Annotated in this window: 14 protein-coding genes; 6 read left to right on the top strand and 8 right to left on the bottom strand. The window is 57.2% G+C overall.

Features of this window, described 5'->3' with window-relative positions; translation table 11 throughout:
• Positions 1 to 27: 27 nt before the first annotated feature.
• Positions 28 to 1,095 carry a heat-inducible transcriptional repressor HrcA gene (gene hrcA, locus G512_RS0103090; protein ID WP_028480435.1) on the bottom strand — a complete coding sequence of 356 codons (1,068 nt, stop codon included), beginning with the start codon at positions 1,093 to 1,095 and terminating at the stop codon, positions 28 to 30.
• A gap of 206 nt (positions 1,096 to 1,301) precedes the next feature.
• Between hrcA and rph the strand changes: the two genes are divergently transcribed.
• The 6 genes from rph to G512_RS0103120 all read left to right on the top strand — a co-directional run bounded on the left by rph (position 1,302) and on the right by G512_RS0103120 (position 7,149).
• The gene (rph, locus tag G512_RS0103095; protein ID WP_036488350.1) at positions 1,302 to 2,030 is read left to right on the top strand and encodes a ribonuclease PH; all 729 of its coding nucleotides are present in this window, start codon (positions 1,302 to 1,304) and stop codon (positions 2,028 to 2,030) included.
• Positions 2,031 to 2,045: 15 nt separating this feature from the next.
• On the top strand, positions 2,046 to 2,666 hold the full coding sequence (gene rdgB, locus G512_RS0103100) for an RdgB/HAM1 family non-canonical purine NTP pyrophosphatase (RefSeq protein WP_028480437.1): 621 nt from the start codon (positions 2,046 to 2,048) through the stop codon (positions 2,664 to 2,666).
• Positions 2,667 to 2,687: 21 nt separating this feature from the next.
• Complete coding sequence (hemW, locus tag G512_RS0103105) at positions 2,688 to 3,848, top strand: radical SAM family heme chaperone HemW (protein ID WP_028480438.1); 1,161 nt, start codon at positions 2,688 to 2,690, stop codon at positions 3,846 to 3,848.
• 308 nt (positions 3,849 to 4,156) lie between these two features.
• The gene (phaZ, locus tag G512_RS0103110) at positions 4,157 to 5,722 is read left to right on the top strand and encodes a polyhydroxyalkanoate depolymerase (RefSeq protein WP_036488353.1); all 1,566 of its coding nucleotides are present in this window, start codon (positions 4,157 to 4,159) and stop codon (positions 5,720 to 5,722) included.
• A gap of 143 nt (positions 5,723 to 5,865) precedes the next feature.
• A complete protein-coding gene (locus tag G512_RS0103115; protein WP_028480440.1) occupies positions 5,866 to 6,282 on the top strand; it encodes a DUF2852 domain-containing protein in 417 nt (138 codons plus the stop codon).
• A gap of 159 nt (positions 6,283 to 6,441) precedes the next feature.
• The gene (locus tag G512_RS0103120) at positions 6,442 to 7,149 is read left to right on the top strand and encodes a M48 family metallopeptidase (protein ID WP_208974922.1); all 708 of its coding nucleotides are present in this window, start codon (positions 6,442 to 6,444) and stop codon (positions 7,147 to 7,149) included.
• Positions 7,150 to 7,151: 2 nt separating this feature from the next.
• Here G512_RS0103120 and G512_RS19835 read toward each other — a convergent pair whose 3' ends face one another.
• The 7 genes from G512_RS19835 to rsmI form a co-directional block, all read right to left on the bottom strand.
• Positions 7,152 to 9,053 (bottom strand): transglycosylase domain-containing protein, encoded by a 1,902-nt coding sequence (locus G512_RS19835; RefSeq protein ID WP_208974923.1) that lies wholly within the window; start codon positions 9,051 to 9,053, stop codon positions 7,152 to 7,154.
• 532 nt (positions 9,054 to 9,585) lie between these two features.
• A complete protein-coding gene (locus tag G512_RS0103130; RefSeq protein WP_228130473.1) occupies positions 9,586 to 10,437 on the bottom strand; it encodes a GNAT family N-acetyltransferase in 852 nt (283 codons plus the stop codon).
• 371 nt (positions 10,438 to 10,808) lie between these two features.
• Complete coding sequence (locus tag G512_RS19840) at positions 10,809 to 13,055, bottom strand: PAS domain-containing hybrid sensor histidine kinase/response regulator (protein ID WP_051268832.1); 2,247 nt, start codon at positions 13,053 to 13,055, stop codon at positions 10,809 to 10,811.
• A gap of 77 nt (positions 13,056 to 13,132) precedes the next feature.
• Positions 13,133 to 14,659: a YifB family Mg chelatase-like AAA ATPase gene (locus G512_RS0103140; RefSeq protein WP_028480443.1), complete on the bottom strand. Its 1,527-nt coding sequence runs from the start codon at positions 14,657 to 14,659 to the stop codon at positions 13,133 to 13,135.
• A 139-nt stretch (positions 14,660 to 14,798) separates the two neighbouring features.
• Positions 14,799 to 15,743, bottom strand: coding sequence for a glutathione synthase (gshB, locus tag G512_RS0103145; protein ID WP_028480444.1), 945 nt, complete (start codon positions 15,741 to 15,743; stop codon positions 14,799 to 14,801).
• A 126-nt stretch (positions 15,744 to 15,869) separates the two neighbouring features.
• Entirely contained in the window at positions 15,870 to 16,283 is a 414-nt protein-coding gene (locus tag G512_RS19845; RefSeq protein WP_051268834.1) for a YraN family protein, read from the bottom strand.
• Complete coding sequence (gene rsmI / locus G512_RS19850; protein ID WP_036488522.1) at positions 16,234 to 17,175, bottom strand: 16S rRNA (cytidine(1402)-2'-O)-methyltransferase; 942 nt, start codon at positions 17,173 to 17,175, stop codon at positions 16,234 to 16,236. The genes G512_RS19845 and rsmI overlap by 50 nt, the downstream gene beginning before the upstream one ends.
• Positions 17,176 to 17,241 lie beyond the last annotated feature (66 nt).

Genomic DNA, 17,241 nt, shown 5'->3' on the forward strand with positions numbered 1-17,241 from the left:
ATAAAGCCTCTCTTTTTGGGAAATGGGTCAGGGCAACAGCCGGCTCACCAGCCGCGCTGTGTAATCTACCATCGGGATCACACGGGCGTAGTTCAGCCGGGTAGGGCCAATCACGCCCAAAACCCCGACGATGCGTTGGTCGCTGTCGCGATAGGGTGAGACGATCAGTGAAGACCCAGAAAGCGAGAACAACTGGGTTTCCGAGCCGATGAAGATGCGAACTCCTTCTCCCTGCTCGGCCAAGCCCAACAAGCGGATCAACTCGCTCTTGTTTTCAAGATCATCGAACAGCAGCCGGATCCGCTCAAGGTCTTCAGCCGCCTCAAGATCCTGAAGCAGGTTGGAGCGGCCCCGCACGATGAGCGTGTCGCTGTCGCCGGAACCGCCACCCCACACAGCCAGACCGGAGGCGACGACCTTTTCCGTCAATCGGTCCAGTTCCGCTTTGTTTTCCGCCTTTTGGCGTTCAAGCTCTGCCTGTACCTCCGAGATGGTGCGGTTTCGAATGACAGAGTTCAGATAGTTGGAGGCTTCGACAAGCGCGGATTGCGGCAAGCCGGGCGGCAGATCGACAATGCGGTTCTCGACCGAGCCGTCCTCACTGACCAGCACCACCAGCGCCTTGAGCGGCTCAATCTGCACAAACTCCACATGGCGTAGTGGCGCATCCTGCTTGTGGGCCAGCACAACACCAGCTCCCCGGCTCAAGCCGGACAGCATCTGACTTGCTTCAGTCAAGAGCTGGGCGGAGGTTTTTTCCGACCCGGAGGCCTTGACCTGAATGTCGATTTGCTCGCGCTCCTCGCGGCTCAGATCCCCCACTTCCAGCAGTCCGTCAACGAACAGTCTCAGGCCGGTTTCCGTTGGCAACCGCCCGGCACTGGTGTGAGGCGAATACAAAAGCCCCATGTGTTCCAGATCAGACATGACGTTGCGCACGGATGCCGGAGACAGTGGCTTGCTCAACCCGCGCGACAATGCGCGGGACCCCGAGGGTTCGCCAGTGCCGAGATAGTTCTCGACAATGCGCCGGAATATTTCGCGGGATCTTTCGTCAAGCTCGGTCAGTGGAACGGAAGAAGGTCCGCTGGTCACGTGTTTGCTCACTCCAAGATCATGTGTGCCCTGTCCCCAATATAATCGAGCAGGTTCAAGAGTTCTATATCCTCTGAACCGGGGGTGCGGAAAGCAATTTTCGGATTTCATGTCATAAAATTGATCGCGGCCTTTGCGCTTGAGCTCATGTGACGTTAAAACCGGCGCGAGCTACAGGCAGTTGTGCCTCCTGCCCTGACAAACCAATGGAGTTGGCCTTGAACCGTCCATCCAAACGCGCGCCGGAAGAAATGCGCCCGGTGACCCTTGAACGGGGTGTATCCAAACATGCTGAAGGATCATGTCTTGTAAAATTTGGCGATACGCACGTGCTGTGCACGGCGAGCCTGGAAGAACGGGTGCCGCCATGGCTGCGCGGCCAGAATCAGGGCTGGGTCACGGCAGAATACGGCATGTTGCCGCGCGCCACTCATGACCGCATGCGCCGGGAAGCATCTGCGGGTAAGCAGTCGGGCCGGACGCAGGAAATCCAGCGCCTGATTGGTCGCTCCTTGCGCGCTGTTGTGGATCTGAAAGCGCTGGGCGAACGCCAGATCTCCGTTGACTGCGATGTCATTCAGGCGGATGGCGGAACTCGTACGGCCTCGATCACCGGAGCCTGGGTCGCCCTGCATGATTGCCTTCAGTGGATGAAGGCGCGCGATATGGTGAAAGACAATGTGCTTGTTGACCATATTGCCGCTATCTCCTGCGGTATATACGAAGGCACGCCGGTGGCTGATCTGGACTATCTGGAGGACTCGGCCGCAGAAACCGATGCCAATTTCGTGATGACCGGTCAGGGTGGCATTGTTGAGATTCAGGGAACGGCAGAAGGTAAACCGTTTTCCGAAGACGAATTCGGCCAACTCATGGGCTTGGCGAAGAACAGCATTGCCAAGCTGGTTGAGCTGCAAAAACTCTCTATCCTGTAAGCAAGGGATCTATGAATGACTGAACGCCGTCTTGAGCCGGGTCGTCTTGTGGTGGCCAGCCACAACAAGGGAAAGCTGAAAGAAATCAACGAATTGTTGGAGCCCTTCGGCTTTGACGTGGTCTCTGCCGGAGATCTGGGCCTCCCGGAGCCGGTGGAAGACGGCGAAACGTTTGAAGCCAACGCCGAAATCAAGGCGTTGGCTGCAGCAAAAGCCTCGGGGCTTCCGGCATTGGCCGATGACAGCGGGTTTTGCGTCAACGCGCTGATGGGTGACCCTGGCGTTTATTCCGCCCGCTGGGCCGGACCGGGCAAAGACTTTTCGGTTGCCATGCAGAAGGTGGAAGACAAGCTGCAGGCGCTGGGCGCAACGGACCGCGGCTGTTACTTTGTGGCCGTGTTGTGCGTGGCCTGGCCGGATGGTCACACGCAGTTCTATCGCGGTGAAGTGCACGGGGATGCCGTTTGGCCACCGCGTGGCCTTGAAGGCTTTGGATATGATCCCATGTTCCTGCCAGAAGGATTTGACCGCACATTTGGCGAAATGGATCAGGCCAGCAAGCAGCGCCTTGCAGATGGAACGGCCTTGTCCCACCGGGCAAAAGCGTTCGATTTGTTTAAATCCGAGTGCCTGTAAAGGGTTGGAGCCCTCACCACGATGATGGAAGAGCCTGCGGGCGGTTTTGGTATCTACGTTCATTGGCCCTTTTGTCTGGCAAAGTGCCCGTATTGTGATTTTAACTCCCATGTGCGCCACCAACCGGTAGATCAAGCCGACTATGTGGAGGCGATGTGCCGGGAGCTGGATCACAATGCGCGCTATGTGCCGTCCCGTCCGGTCCAATCCATCTTTTTCGGCGGCGGCACGCCGTCTCTCATGGAGCCACGGACTGTAGAACGCATTCTGGACGGCATTGATCGCCACTGGCCCATTCAAGAGGCCACCGAAATCTCCATGGAGGCGAACCCGACCAGCGTGGAAGCCACCCGCTTTGCCGGATACCGCGCTGCAGGTGTCAACCGACTGTCGGTGGGCATTCAGGCCCTGAATGATGCACATCTGAAGATACTGGGGCGCCAGCACAGCGTTGCCGAAGCAATCAAGGCAGTCGAGACCGCGCGGACCACGTTTGACCGGATCTCATTTGATCTGATTTATGCCCGACCGGGACAGACGCTGGAGGGATGGGAGCGCGAGCTCAATCAGGCCATTGATTTGGCTGCAGATCATCTGTCCATGTATCAGCTCACCATTGAAGAAGGCACCATGTTTCATCGGCTGTATGCCGCAGGCAAGCTGGAAATGCTTGATGCCGACTATGCCGCCGACATGTTTGACCTGACGCAGCGCATAACAGCAGCCCGCGGCTTGCCCGCCTATGAGGTTTCCAACCATGCCGTGCCCGGCGCGGAATGTCAGCACAATCTGGTATACTGGCGCTATGGTGACTACATCGGTGTTGGCCCCGGCGCCCACGGGCGATTGACCCTTGCAAATGGCCAACGCTTGGGCACTGCCACGGAAAAGCACCCCGAAACGTGGATGCAGCGGGTTCGGGAAACTGGATCGGGTATCATTGAGACGGAAGATCTGTCTGCAGAAGAGCAAAGCGATGAGCTGCTTCTCATGGGCCTTCGCTTGCGTGAGGGTATCGACGTTCCCCGCTATGAAGTCCTAGCTAATCGCGCCTTTGACGCGCAGCGGCTGCAGGGATTGATGGATGCTGAACTGGTTGAATGGATCGGAAACAGCAGATTGCGTGCAACACCCAAGGGGGTTGGGGTCCTTAACTCCGTGATAGCCGAGCTTGTGTCATAAAGATACAAAACCGTCTCGAACCCATTGATTTACTGAGTAGAAACCTAAGAACTATGCAAACTATTGGTGTAGTTCTTTGTAATAAGTTACGCAGTGCATCATTAATTTTTCTTGTGATATACGATATAAATCGTGAATAACTGCTTGAAATTCCGTAATCGTCACCTTTAGCCTATCCGTACACATGCGTATATATTGCATTCTCTACGTCATTTACCGTAGAATGCTGCACTGCAATATTTGTTGGTCCGTACCTTGCGTTGCCTGCGTACAACAAGAACAACGGAACCAACCGGAGGAATTTGGTGATGTTCTATCAGCTCTACGAACTCAACCACGCGATATTGTCCCCTGTTCGGGCCGCAGTGGACGCGACCAAGATCTATTTTCAAAATCCCATGAATCCGCTGACCCATACACAAGTAGGCCGGACAATGGCGGCGTCTTGCGAATTGGTGGAACGTGTAACCCGTCGTTATGGCAAGCCGGAGTTTGGTCTGGACTCCACGCTGGTGTCTGGTCAACGGGTCGATGTCTTCGAAGAAGTCGTGTGGCGCAAGACGTTTTGCGACTTGTTGCATTTCAAACGTGCCCTTCCTGAAAACCGGCAGGATGATCCCAAACTGTTGATTGTCGCCCCGATGTCTGGCCACTTCGCCACGCTGTTGCGCGGCACGGTGGAAGCATTGCTGCCCGATCTTGAAGTCTTCATCACAGACTGGGAAGACGCCCGCCAAGTACCGGTATCGGAAGGAAAATTCGATCTCGATGACTATATGGACTACGTCATAGAGATGTTGGAGTTCCTGGGGCCGGATACCCACGTTTTGGCCGTGTGCCAGCCGTCCGTGCCGGTTCTGGCGGCTGTGGCGCGCATGGAAGAGGAAAAAAGCCCTTTTGCTCCGGCAACCATGACCTTGATGGGCGGGCCAATCGACACCCGTGAAGCTCCGACTGCGGTAAATGAACTTGCGACCAAAAAAGGGATCGATTGGTTCAAGCGTCATGTCATCATGGACGTTCCGTTTCCGCACAAAGGCTTCATGAGACAGGTTTACCCCGGTTTCCTGCAGCTTTCGGGCTTTATGGGCATGAATCTCGACCGCCACATGGTCGCGCACCGTGATTTCTTCCAGCATCTGGTGGAGGGGGACGGCGACAGCGCGGAAAAGCATCGCGAGTTTTACGATGAATATCTGGCCGTCATGGATCTGACCGCCGAGTTTTATCTGCAAACCGTCGAAAAAGTGTTCATTGAGCATGCCCTGCCCAAGGGAGAACTGACACACCATGGGCATCCGGTAGACCCATCTTTCATCACGCGCACGGCCCTGTTTACTGTTGAAGGCGAAAAGGATGATATTTCCGGCGTTGGACAAACTCAGGCAGCACACAAGTTGGCCAGAAACCTGTCGCAAGACAAGCGCGCCCACTACGTGCAGCCGGGCGTTGGGCACTATGGCGTGTTTAACGGCTCGCGCTATCGCTCCGAGATTGCACCGCGGATCGTGGACTTCATCCGATCTCATCCATCCTTGGGGGTGACGCCTGTGCAGGCAGCCCGCAAGCAGCCGGTGCCGGCCAATGGTGTCGATACCCGACAAAAGTCAGCCACACAGGCTCAAGCGACAACAAAGCCGATCCCTCTGGACGATGCGGATGATGCGGTGGACGATCTCAAGCAGTTGGCAGGGGTCGGTCCCAAGCGCGAACAGGAGTTGAACAAGGCCGGAATTTTCCACTTGTGGCAGATTGCGACCCTTACTGACGAACAGGCCGACGACCTGGCCGTTAGAATGGGCGGGCGCACTGGTCAGGATCTTTCAAGCTGGATCGAGCAGGCGAAGGCCCTCACAGCAGAAAAAGACGCTTGAACCGGCGTAAACGCAACTTGTTAATTTCTAAGGACTATTGGGGGATGGGCTGAAAATATGCGGCCGACCCCCAATAGAACTGGCTTGAAATTACGTAGAGGTCAGACCATCTCAAAGAAGTACGAGTTCTAAGGAGAATTTGGATGACCCATCAAGGAGTAATTCGTCCAGCGTGGACGCCGGCAACCATTGCATTGATGGTGCTTGGATTTGTTGTGTTCTGGCCCCTTGGTTTGGCAATGCTTGCTTACATCTTGTGGGGCGACAAGTTCGATGATTTCAAACGGCAGGCCAAGGATACTTGGCGCCAAGGCCCGTTGAAGGACGCTGTTAATACGATGTCTGGTTATGCACCCACAGGAAACGTGGCGTTTGATGAGTACCGCGAAGCCGAACTGAAGCGCTTGGAAGAGGAGCGGCGCAAACTGGATGCCATGCGTAACGACTTCGATAACTACATGAAGGAACTGCGCCGGGCACGGGACAAGGAAGAATTTGATCGCTTCATGGCGGCCCGGGGCGGACGTCCGGCGGGAGATGCCTCCGGAAGTACGGCGTAGCCTCAAATAAAACCTGTGAGTGACTTTGCGAAAGGGGTGCATGATGTGCCCCTTTTTTCGTGTGCCTGCTATTTTGTGGCGAGGAAGGCGTACCCGCCGTAACGTTTGGCTTTCACGCTGCTTGCCTGAGGTGTTGCCATTATCCGTGATCGAAAACCCTTGCCGGACAGCATTACTCTCGCGCTTGCCGAACGACAGGTATCTGTCAGGCTGCGCCGTAATGCCAGAGCCAAGAAATACATTCTGCGCTTGCCGTTGGAAAGCGATAGTCCAGTTTTGACCGTTCCCAAGGGCGGCACGTTGGCAACAGCGCAGAAATTCGTTCAAAAACAATCCGGTTGGATTGAAGAACGATTGGCCAGCCGGACACCGCGAGCCGATCTCGTTCCCGGCTCACATGTGCCTTTTCGTGGCCAGCGCCATTTTATTGAGTCCGCGGGGCGTTTGCGCGGGTTGGTGGAGGTCCGGCACGACGGACCGGATCCGGTTCTGGTGGTGCCGGGTGAACCGCAGGCCGTGCCTCGCAAGCTTTTGAAATTCTTCAAGGATGAAGCCCGCAAGGATCTTGAATGCGCGGTTGCGCGTCATGCTGGGCGAGTGGATCGGAAGGTTGCTGCCATTTCCATACGAGATACACGATCTCGGTGGGGCTCCTGCGCTTCCAATGGACGCCTGTCCTTCTCATGGCGCCTCGTGCTGGCGCCACCGGAAATTCTTGACTATGTCGCAGCTCACGAAGTGGCCCATCTGGTGCACATGGACCATTCCGAGCGGTTTTGGCAGGTTTGCTTTGATTTGGCTCCTCATACACGGCAGGCGCAAAAATGGCTCAAAGCCCATGGTGCCCAGCTACATGCAGTTGGCTAGCATCACCCACCGCCGAAGATCCGTTCCAAGAGGTTCATCGGGCCGCTTCGCGCCGGTATGGGGCCCGCGGTTTGACCGACGGAACTTGGTGGCAAGACAGGCCTGTGGCTGTCATCCGGGCGCGCCATTGGTTGCGGCGTATTCAGATAAAGCGGAACGCCGGGTAGCGGTGCAATCGGAACGCCGTTATGTGCGATTTCCATCGTTTCATGCCAGATATGGGCTGGCACAGTGCCGCCCGTAACCTTGTTGGTGGGTGAATTATCATCATTTCCCACCCAAACCGCCGTTGTCAGATAGGCCGTATAGCCAATAAACCAAGCATCACGAGAACTTTGAGTCGTGCCGGTTTTCCCCCCTGAAGGGCGGTTTTCCAGCGCGGATTTCCGACCCGTACCAATCTCCATGGTGTTGGCCATCATCAGATTGATCTGTCCAACCTTGTCGCCTGCGATCACACGTCCAGTGCCATCGCCGCGCCGTGAATAGAGGACCTTGCCGTCTTCGGTTCGGATTTGTCGCACGATATGCGGCACAATTCCAAATCCTCCATTGGAAAACGGCACATAGGCTGCCGCGATTTCCAGCGGTGTGACCTCCGAAGTGCCGAGTGAAAGAGACAGATTGGTGGTAAGCGCCGAGGTAATGCCCAGTCGGCGAGCCGTGCGCACCACATTGCCCGGCCCCACTTTCTGCGCCAGTTGAACGGCCACCGAGTTCATGGATTTTGCCAGAGCCTTTGTGAGGGTGACATCACCATAATAGCGGTTGTTGTAGTTTTTTGGTGACCAGCCCCGGATCCGGATGGGGCGATCCTTGACGATGGTTTCGGGTCGGTATCCATGTTCCAGCGCGGCCAGATAGACAAACGGCTTGAAGGCAGAACCCGGCTGCCGATTGGCGTACACGGCCCTGTTGTACTGGCTTTCCCGATAATCGACACCGCCCACCAAAGCGCGAATGGCCCCGTTTCGATTCAGGGTGACAACGGCGCCCTGCTCCGCCCCGTAATCCTTGTCACCATACAAAAGGGCATTGCGTAGCGCGTTTTCGGCAGCGCGCTGCACATTCATGTCGATTGTCGTGTCAACAATGATGTCCTGATCAACCGAGCCGATGAAGCTGGGCAGCAGTTCCATCACATAGTCCGCTACATAATTCTCGCTACCGCGGTTGAAGGAGCCGGCGACTTCGATGCCGTCCATCAGAGCGTTCTTTGCCTGTGTGGCCGTAATGAAGCCTGCATCATGCATGGCGGCGATGACGATCTGAGCCCGCTGTTCGGCCAGCGCCGGGTTGCGCGTTGGCGCAAGGCGTGACGGCGCCTTGAGAAGGCCAGCCAGAGTGGCCGCCTCGGACAGGTTTACAAGCCGCGCCGACTTGCCGAAATACCGACGTGCGGCCGCATCAACCCCATACGCCCCCGCGCCCAGATAAACCCGGTTCAAGTACATCTCAAGGATCTCGTCCTTGCTGTAGTTGGCCTCAAGCCACAGGGCCATCACCACCTCCTGCATCTTGCGCTGGATGGTGCGTTCGGGATTCAGGAACAGGTTTTTGGCGAGCTGCTGCGTGAGTGTTGAGCCGCCCTGCACGGTATGTCCGCTGCGATAGTTGGTGTAGGCCGCGCGCAAAAGGCCAATCGGATCGATTCCGAAATGAGAATAAAAGCGCCGGTCTTCAATGGCAATGACGGCCTCGGGAATGAACGGGGGCAGTTGCTCCAGCCGTATCGCTTCCCCGCCCGTATCCCCGCGATTGCCAATGAGGCTGCCATCTGCAGCGACAATCTGGACGTTGGGTGGACGGGAGGGCACCGCCCATTCCGAAGCCGGTGGCAAATGGGCTGCGTAGTAGGCCAGAATGCCTGCGACGACCAGGATGCCCCAAATGCCGGCTACCACACTCCAATAAGAAACGAATTTCGCGCTCCGCCACAAAAAGCTTGGTTTCGCGGGCCGTTTAGGGCCTCTTGGTCCGCGTGTTGCCGCGTCCAGCGCAGACAAGGTTTGTTGCTTGGCTTTGCGAGACGGGCGTGGCGGTGCAGGCGGCCGTGTGGCTTTCCCTCTTTTGGGGGCGGCTCCTTTGGGCATGGTGCCGGGCGGCGGGGACCCGCGCCGGACAGGCTGAGGGCCACCCGTTCCGGGTTGCTGTGGGGGGGCTGCTCGGGATGGTCTGCCCTGCTGCGGTGCTTTAGGGGCAGGTTTACCCTTCGCACTGCGCGGGCGCGCCGTACCTGCCGCGCCGAGTGTCGGCTCAACCCGTCTAGGTCCTTTACGGCGTTGTGTCATGAGGCGCAGCTATCCCTGATCAGCGGTCATCTATGATGGTTAACCAACGCTAAATCAGGGGGTTTAAAGCTGCGTTAAACTAGTGCCTCGGTTTTTCCTTATCCGAGGCATTCCACTGTGCAAATGCGAAAAATCGCGGCTACGATCAACTGGCGTATCGGCTGGCGTCGGCACCGTAATAGTTAACGTAGCGGGCGTTCAAGGCCGATACGGGCATGATGATCAGGACATCCGTGGTGCCAAATTGGTGGTCAACCACGGCGCCATCGCCAATGTAGGCGCCAAGGCGCAAATAGCCCTTGATGAGCGGGGGCAGTGCCCGCAGAGCGGCTCTTTGGTCCACCTTGTCCTTCGGAATGCGGTTCATGTCCACATACATATCCGGCAGGGCACTGACACGCCATTCTTTCGGGGCCTGCGCAAAGTGGTGCAGGAACGACAGCTGTTCCGCCAGAAGATCCGGATCCGTCCCTTCCATGGAGGCGCACCCAATCATCACATCAACGTTGTGCATGAGCACATAGGACCAGATGCCGTGCCACAAAAGCTCAACCGTTTTCTTGTTGCGATAGGGTTTGAGCACACAAGAGCGCCCCAGCTCCATGAACTGCGCGTGTGAATGGTTCTCCAGCAATGGCTGAATGTCGTACTCGCCCGCTGTGTAGAAGCCGCCATGCATGTCCGCTACATCCTGGCGCAGCATGCGATAGGTGCCGACAATCTTGGGCTGGGGCTTGGTGAAGGGTTTGGTCTTTACCAGCGTATCGTGGTCAAGCACCAAAAGGTGGTCGCAGATCGCATCATACGCGTCCTTGTCCCGCCTGGTGAACAAGGTCTGCGCGTCGGCAATGGCCGACATTTCCTCATAAAACACGTGATAGCGCAGGCGCTGAGAGTGTTTGATTTCTTTCCAGTTCAGAGCTTTGCGGACTTCCAAGGGCCCTACACGGCCCAGTGTCTGCGCGTCGCTGGCCCCGGTCCGTGGCCTTAGCGGCATGGGTCCCCAGCGGCCGGCGCCAAAGCCCTGTGGCTTTAACGGCGCAAATTTCCTGACAATGTTCTTTGGCGAAAACAGCCCAGATCCGTTCATCTAACCCGCGTCTCCCAAGACAATCATCCAAAACGCAGCAAGCACCTCAGGACGGCAGCAGTGTGTGCCGTTGGTTTGCTATTCTTGCGCATGGATCGTTTCCAGCCCCAACCTTTAAGAGTGCCGTATCCGTCTAATCATACAATAGCATGACATAAGGCTCTCTTACTCCCAAGTTTTCGGCCCCCATCCGCAGGTGGGTTTTCCGGCACGCTGGTGGCTGAAAGCACTCCTTTATCGCTAAGTGTAACATAAAAAACATAGTTTCACTTAGGCGCTTAATAAACCTGATCCAGTATGTTCGCCAGATCTGCAGGATCAAGTGGTTTGGTGATAAACCCGCTGGCCCCCGCGTCCAGCGCCGTTGCGCGTGCTTCGGGCATGACGTCGGCGGTCAGTACGATGATGGGGAGAGTGAGCGCGTTCGGCAGATCAGATGTGCGGATTTGCTGAAGCGCTGCCAAGCCATCGATGCCCGGCATGTGCAGATCCATCAGTACCGCATCATAAGCACCTGAAAGAGCTTCAGAAACCGCTTCTTCCCCATTGCCGACGAAATGTGCCTCATGGCCCATTTTCTTCAGCAAGGTGCCGGTCAGCAGTCGGTTGATTTCGTTGTCTTCAGCCACGAGAAACTTAAGGGACCGACCTCCGAGTTCTCGATGTGATGTCGCACCTGCGTGATAAGGATCGATATTTTCCGCAAGGGCATCAAGCGCTTCATCACGCCGCAGTTTGTCAACAACTGTAAGTAGTGACGAGGTGCGAACCGGCCGGACCAAATATGCGTGACTGCCTTGTTCGCGCAAGTAGGGGAGCTTTTCCCGTTCCCCTGGTGCGACAAGAACAACGAGCTTTGTGGTGGGCAGGTGGGCTCGGGCTCTGGCGAGCCATGCTGCGGTATCGGATACGGCTCCCTCGCACAAAAACAGAAGATCCAAACCAGCTTCCAGGCTGGCAGGGTCCGGATCGTCAGCGCTACAAAGGGTGACAGAGGCACCTTGTTGGCGCAATCGGCGGGCGATCAGAGGGGCTTCTGTTGCGCCTTGCGCCAGAATTGCAACTTGCAGTTCAGTCAGATCAGGGCCATTGCCCGCTGCAGGCGCTGGGCTTACAGTCACAGGCAAGTCCACCGTGAACGCCGCACCGGCGCCGGGCTTGCCACAGGCGGAAATACGGCCGCCCATCATTTCGGCCAGCCGTTTCGAGATCGAAAGCCCCAATCCCGTTCCGCCGTATTTCCGGGTGCGGCCATCATCAAGCTGCTCGAACTCATTGAAAATCCGGTGCGCCTGCTGGGCGGTAAACCCCGGGCCGGTGTCCACAACGGAAAGGCGCAGGGTCACGGTTTCCGGTGCGCCCTGAGAGGGAGCTGAGCCCAACTCGGCCAAGATGCTGACGCCGCCGGTTTCAGTAAACTTGATGCCATTGCCCGCCAGATTGAGAAGGATCTGGCGCACCCGCGCCTCATCGATTTCCAATAGGTGCGGTAGGTCACGGTCCACGAAACTGCCAATCTGCAAGCCCTTGGCGTGCGCTTTCGGGGCCAGGAGTTCAACTATGCCCTCAACCAGATTATCTATGCTGGTGGCTTTGGGCCTGAGTTCCAGTTTGTCTGCTTCAATCTTCGAGTAGTCCAGAACCTCGTCGATCAACACCAGCAAGGCTTCACCTGAGGTGCGCACCGCCTCCACATAGGTCCTTTGTTCTGCACTCAATGGTGTGTCACGCAGCAAGCCAGCCATCCCTAGAATGCCGTTGAGCGGGGTGCGGATTTCGTGACTTACGGTTGCCATGAAGCGGGACTTGGCTTCGTTGGCGCTGGCAGCTTGCGTCAGGTTTTCCCGCAGTTTGTCCTCGGCTTGCCGGCGGTAGGTCACATCGCGCAATATGGTCTGCAAAATGGGTTCCCCGCCTTCACTGTCGGAAACCTTCAGTTCCAGAATCGAAAACCAACGCGGGCCATGGCGAGTTTCAAGCAGGATTTCCGCCGCCGGATCCTGCCGAGGAGCCTCTTGTGCCTCAACTCCATCCAGGCGAGGCAGGCTCAGCGGGGCGCCCAGTCGGGGAACATCTTCAGGGTGAAACGCCCGTTCAGCCGCTTCGTTGACATATAACACCTCTCCTGACCCGGCGCGCTTGATGACAATTGCGCCCAGCGCATCAAGAACCGTCTGGTGCTGTTTGTTGGCTTCTTTCAGCGCGCCGGCAAGTGTCTCCGGCGTTTCCTCAACGGCACTGGCGGCCTCTTTTCGGCTCCAGTAGGTGCTCATCTCGTCAGCAGCCGGGAACCGGCGAAATACGACAGCGCCGGACAAGAACGCCACACAAGGCGCCAGCAGAACCAATGGAAAGCTCTGGCGCGCGATAAGGAAGGACACGCCAAGACCCAGAATACCCGCAGCCAATGCCAGAATGCGCAACAACCGTGTTGGTCCCGGTACGGTGGTCGGATGCGGCTCAGCTGCCCCCTCATCACTCGAAGCGGTGCGAGAGGTGGAGGAACTGGAGGGGCTTGGAAGCATGACATCAAGTCTCTGACAGAATACGCGGCGAACAGATCATGCCTGTCTTCTTATCGAGAAACCGTAAAAACAGTGTTTCAAGCCGCTTCGGACATGAGACGGTTCCGGCGATAGCTCAAAGCTTCTGCCACGTGAGGGTGACCCACATGGTCTTCCCCTGTCAGATCCGCCAAGGTTCGTGCCAGTTTGAGCACCCTGTGAAACCCGCGTGCGGACAAGGCCAACTTGGCTGCGGCGTCCGCCATGAGAGCTTCAGCCTTTCCATCCAGCGCAACAACCTCTTCTATCGTGCGTGGTGGCGCATGGGCATTGACGTTGAAAGGAAGGCCCAGCTTTTTGTAGCGGTGCTTCTGACGATCGCGAGCAACGGCGACGCGCTGGGCGACCTGAGCCGTGGTTTCCGCAGTTTTGTGCCCGATGAGATCCAGTGCGGACACGGCAGGTACCTCGATTTGCAGGTCAATTCTGTCCAGAAACGGGCCGGAAACCCGTGCCTGATAGTCAGAGGCGCATCGGTCTCCCCGTTTGCACTGATGGCCCGGTTCCCCAAAATGCCCGCACCGACAGGGGTTCATGGCTGCGATCAATTGAACCTTGGACGGGTAGGTAATGCGGTGGTTGGCGCGCACGATAACCGCCTCGCCGTTTTCAATGGGCTGCCGCAAACTGTCCAGCACTTGAGGTTGGAACTCAGGCAGTTCGTCGAGAAACAGCACGCCTTGGTGAGCAAGTGAGATTTCCCCCGGCCGCGCCCGCATGCCGCCACCAACAAGGGCTGCCATTGAGGCGGAGTGATGTGGGGCCCGAAACGGACGCCGGTCACTCAGACACCCTTCTTTCAGTTCTCCGGCAATTGACGCGATCATCGACACTTCAAGCAGTTCGCGCGGCTCCAAAGGGGGTAACAAGGCAGGCAAGCGGCTGGCCAGCATGGATTTGCCCGACCCAGGAGGCCCAACCATGAGGAGGTTGTGACCGCCCGCTGCTGCAATCTCCAACGCGCGTTTGGCTGTTTCCTGACCGCGAATGTCGGCCAGATCCGTTTGGTTAGCCGGTGCCGGTGCCATTTTCGCGACCGGAGCGCTGAGCACTTGGGTGCCTTTGAAATGGTTGGCAAGCTGGATCAAAGAGGTGGGGGCGAGAATTTTCATGTCGCCACTGGCCCAAGCGGCTTCCGAGCCACTTGCTGCCGGGCAGATGAGCCCTTTGCCTTCCGCATTGGCTGCCATGGCGGCAGGCAAGACCCCGTTCACAGGCGCAACGGTGCCATCCAGCGACAACTCGCCCAGCACGATATAGTCTGTCAAAACATCTGAGGGGAGCGCGCCCATCGCCACCATGAGGCCCAGCGCGATGGGGAGGTCAAAATGTGACCCTTCCTTGGGCAAGTCCGCCGGTGCCAGATTGACCGTTACTCGCTTTGCCGGCAAAGCAAGTCCCGAGGCAACAAGGGCCGAGCGCACACGCTCCCGGCTTTCCGCAACCGCTTTGTCGGGCAACCCGACCAATGTAAAGCTGACCGTGCCCGGCCCGATTTGAACCTGCACATCCACATCAACGGCATTGATGCCCTGAAAGGCAACCGTTGCTACTCTCGAGAACATTCACCCGGCTCCCCACCATGCACTTGCCGGGATAGGCTAGCTGGTAAAAGAACCAATGAACATTCACAGAACTTAGTCCCGAAAATCGCGGGAACTGCGCAGAGATGCTGCGCGGCTCCTCGTTTTTCTCCACCCAGATCTAAGAGGAGCAGCGCGCTTCCAGCGCATCCCAAACCATCGCGGCCACATCGGGCCCACCGAGCTTTGCGATGGCACGAATGCCGGTTGGGGCGGTGACGTTGATTTCGGTAAGACGCCCGTCAATCACGTCGATACCGACCAGAAACAGCTCTTGTTCCTTCAGAACTGGCCCTAGGCGGGCGCAGATTTCACGCTCTCGTTCAGTAAGATCACTGTCGGTGGGGGCTCCGCCGCGCACCATGTTGGACCGCAAGTCACCTTCAGCGGGGACGCGGTTCACGGCACCGGCAAACTCCCCGTCCACCAGCAGAATACGTTTGTCGCCATGTTTGACATTGGGCAGGAACTGCTGAATGACCCAAGGTTCGCGGAATGTTGATGCAAAGAAATCGTAGAGCGATCCGTAGTTCAGATCGTCCTTTGTTACCCGGAATACTGCGGCGCCGCCATGTCCGAACAGCGGCTTCATGACAATATCGCCGTACTCGGCGCGAAAGGCATCGATCTCGCCGCGATCATGGGTGATGAGTGTGGGTGGCATCAGGTCGGAAAACTGTGTCACGAACAGCTTTTCAGGAGCATTGCGTACGGATACCGGGTTATTCACCACAAGTGTATCGGGATGAATCTTCTCCAGAATGTGGGTAGCTGCGATATAGGCCAGATCAAATGGCGGATCTTGCCGCATCAGCACCACATCCATGTCGGAAAGGTCAACACGTTGCGTTTCGCCAAAGCTGAAATGGTTGCCCGCTTCATCACGAACCGTAACCGGCTCCACTGCACACATGACCTTCTCGCCCCAAAGGGCCAGACGGTCAGGAGTGTAGTGGAAAAGAGTGTGGCCGCGTTTTTGGGCTTCAAGCATAAGGGCGAATGCGCTGTCGCCTGCAATGTTGATGGACGAGATGTGGTCCATCTGAACGGCAACTTTAAGGGCCATGGAGAGCTCCTTGTTCACGGAAAACCGCCTGTTGGGGGTCTTCTCGGATCAGGCTGGAAGTTGAGTTACGCAAGATATGCGATTGCGGGGCGCGTTTGTCCATAACCTTGGCTTCACAAAGTTGTTTTACCAGTGCGCCTGCGGTGCAAAGGCGTTGGTGACATGGCACGGCCAGCACCACGGACATACAAGTATGGCATCAAAACAATAGGTCAGATCGGCGGTAGGCTGCGCGCGCGATGTCCATTGTCGGGCGGCGTTTTCGATGCGCCGCTGGGTACGCGGGGTGAGGGCCTCCAAGGCCGCACGCGGGGTTTGACGTGCCTTGACCTCGACAAAAGCCAATCGCGCCCCGCGCTGGGCAACAATATCGATCTCTCCTTGTCGCGTTTTGAACCGGCGTGTCAAAATGCGATATCCCTTGAGCCGCAACAGCCAACACGCCAGAGTTTCCGCCCGCAAGCCACGCCGCTCGGCCTTTTGCCGGCTTTCACGTCTCCCCGTTGTCGCCCTTGAGGTTTTCGGTGTGATTGACACCATTGTTCTTCAGCTCCATGGCCCGCGTATACAGTGCCTTTCGATCCTGTCCGGTGGCCTTGGCTACGGTCTTTGCCGCCCCGCTGACCGGCATGGTTTCCAATGCCGTTCGTAGCAATGCATCCGTATCGGCCTCATCCGGTTCCTTTGCAATCGGCGGACCAATTAGGATCACAATTTCACCTTTCGGGCGATCTCCGGAATATCGCTCCACAAGGTCTTGGAGGCTCCCCCGTTCGAAGGTCTCGAATTTCTTGGTCAGTTCTCGGGCCACCACTGCCGGACGATCTGGCCCAAGGATGGCCGCCATATCCTGAAGGCATGCTGAAAGCCGGTGCGGGCTTTCATAAAGCACCAGGGTTGCGGGCATGTCCTTCAGTTCGGCCAAGCGCTTCTGCCGGGCGCCGGCTTTGTGCGGCAGAAAGCCGGCAAAGCAAACCGTATCGGACGGCAAGCCAGATCCCACCAGTCCCGTGAGCAAGGCCGATGCCCCGGGAATGGGGATCACGGGGTAGCCTGCATCCACAACATCATTCACGAGCCGATATCCTGGATCGGACACGAGCGGCGTACCGGCGTCGGAGACCAAAGCAACGGCCTTGCCCGTTTCCAAAGCCTCCATGATTTTGGGGCGCTGCTTGGCTGCGTTGTGCTCATGGTAAGTTATGAGCGTCGTTTTCAGTCCAAAGCGCTGCATCAGGACACCGGTTACGCGCGTGTCTTCGCAGGCCACGAAGTCACAGGCCGCCAGGGTCTCCAGTGCGCGCACCGTAATGTCACCCAGATTGCCAATTGGCGTAGAGACGATATAAAGACCGCTGGCTAAAGATTTCGCATTAAAGCTGTTTTCTCCAATGGAAAAGCTTCTGGTTGCAGGGCGTTCTCTGGAGTCCATGGAGAGTGTCTGTCCTTTGTTGAGTTTTGCACAGTTCAGCTGGGATAGCGCGCGGACAAAAGGGAA

The sequence above is a fragment of the Pseudovibrio exalbescens DSM 16456 genome (assembly GCF_000422785.1).
GTDB classification, from domain to species: Bacteria; Pseudomonadota; Alphaproteobacteria; order Rhizobiales; family Stappiaceae; genus Pseudovibrio; species Pseudovibrio exalbescens.

Excerpts from the sequence above, each read along its gene's own strand:
- G512_RS0103140 (WP_028480443.1), bottom strand. The coding sequence starts at position 14,659 with ATGTTCTCGAGAGTAGCAACGGTTGCCTTTCAGGGCATCAATGCCGTT.
- rdgB (WP_028480437.1), top strand. The coding sequence starts at position 2,046 with ATGACTGAACGCCGTCTTGAGCCGGGTCGTCTTGTGGTGGCCAGCCAC.
- rph (WP_036488350.1), top strand. The coding sequence starts at position 1,302 with ATGGAGTTGGCCTTGAACCGTCCATCCAAACGCGCGCCGGAAGAAATG.
- G512_RS0103130 (WP_228130473.1), bottom strand. The coding sequence starts at position 10,437 with ATGCCGCTAAGGCCACGGACCGGGGCCAGCGACGCGCAGACACTGGGC.
- G512_RS19840 (WP_051268832.1), bottom strand. The coding sequence starts at position 13,055 with ATGCTTCCAAGCCCCTCCAGTTCCTCCACCTCTCGCACCGCTTCGAGT.
- G512_RS0103115 (WP_028480440.1), top strand. The coding sequence starts at position 5,866 with ATGACCCATCAAGGAGTAATTCGTCCAGCGTGGACGCCGGCAACCATT.
- gshB (WP_028480444.1), bottom strand. The coding sequence starts at position 15,743 with ATGGCCCTTAAAGTTGCCGTTCAGATGGACCACATCTCGTCCATCAAC.
- phaZ (WP_036488353.1), top strand. The coding sequence starts at position 4,157 with ATGTTCTATCAGCTCTACGAACTCAACCACGCGATATTGTCCCCTGTT.
- rsmI (WP_036488522.1), bottom strand. The coding sequence starts at position 17,175 with ATGGACTCCAGAGAACGCCCTGCAACCAGAAGCTTTTCCATTGGAGAA.
- hemW (WP_028480438.1), top strand. The coding sequence starts at position 2,688 with ATGATGGAAGAGCCTGCGGGCGGTTTTGGTATCTACGTTCATTGGCCC.
- G512_RS19845 (WP_051268834.1), bottom strand. The coding sequence starts at position 16,283 with ATGGTGTCAATCACACCGAAAACCTCAAGGGCGACAACGGGGAGACGT.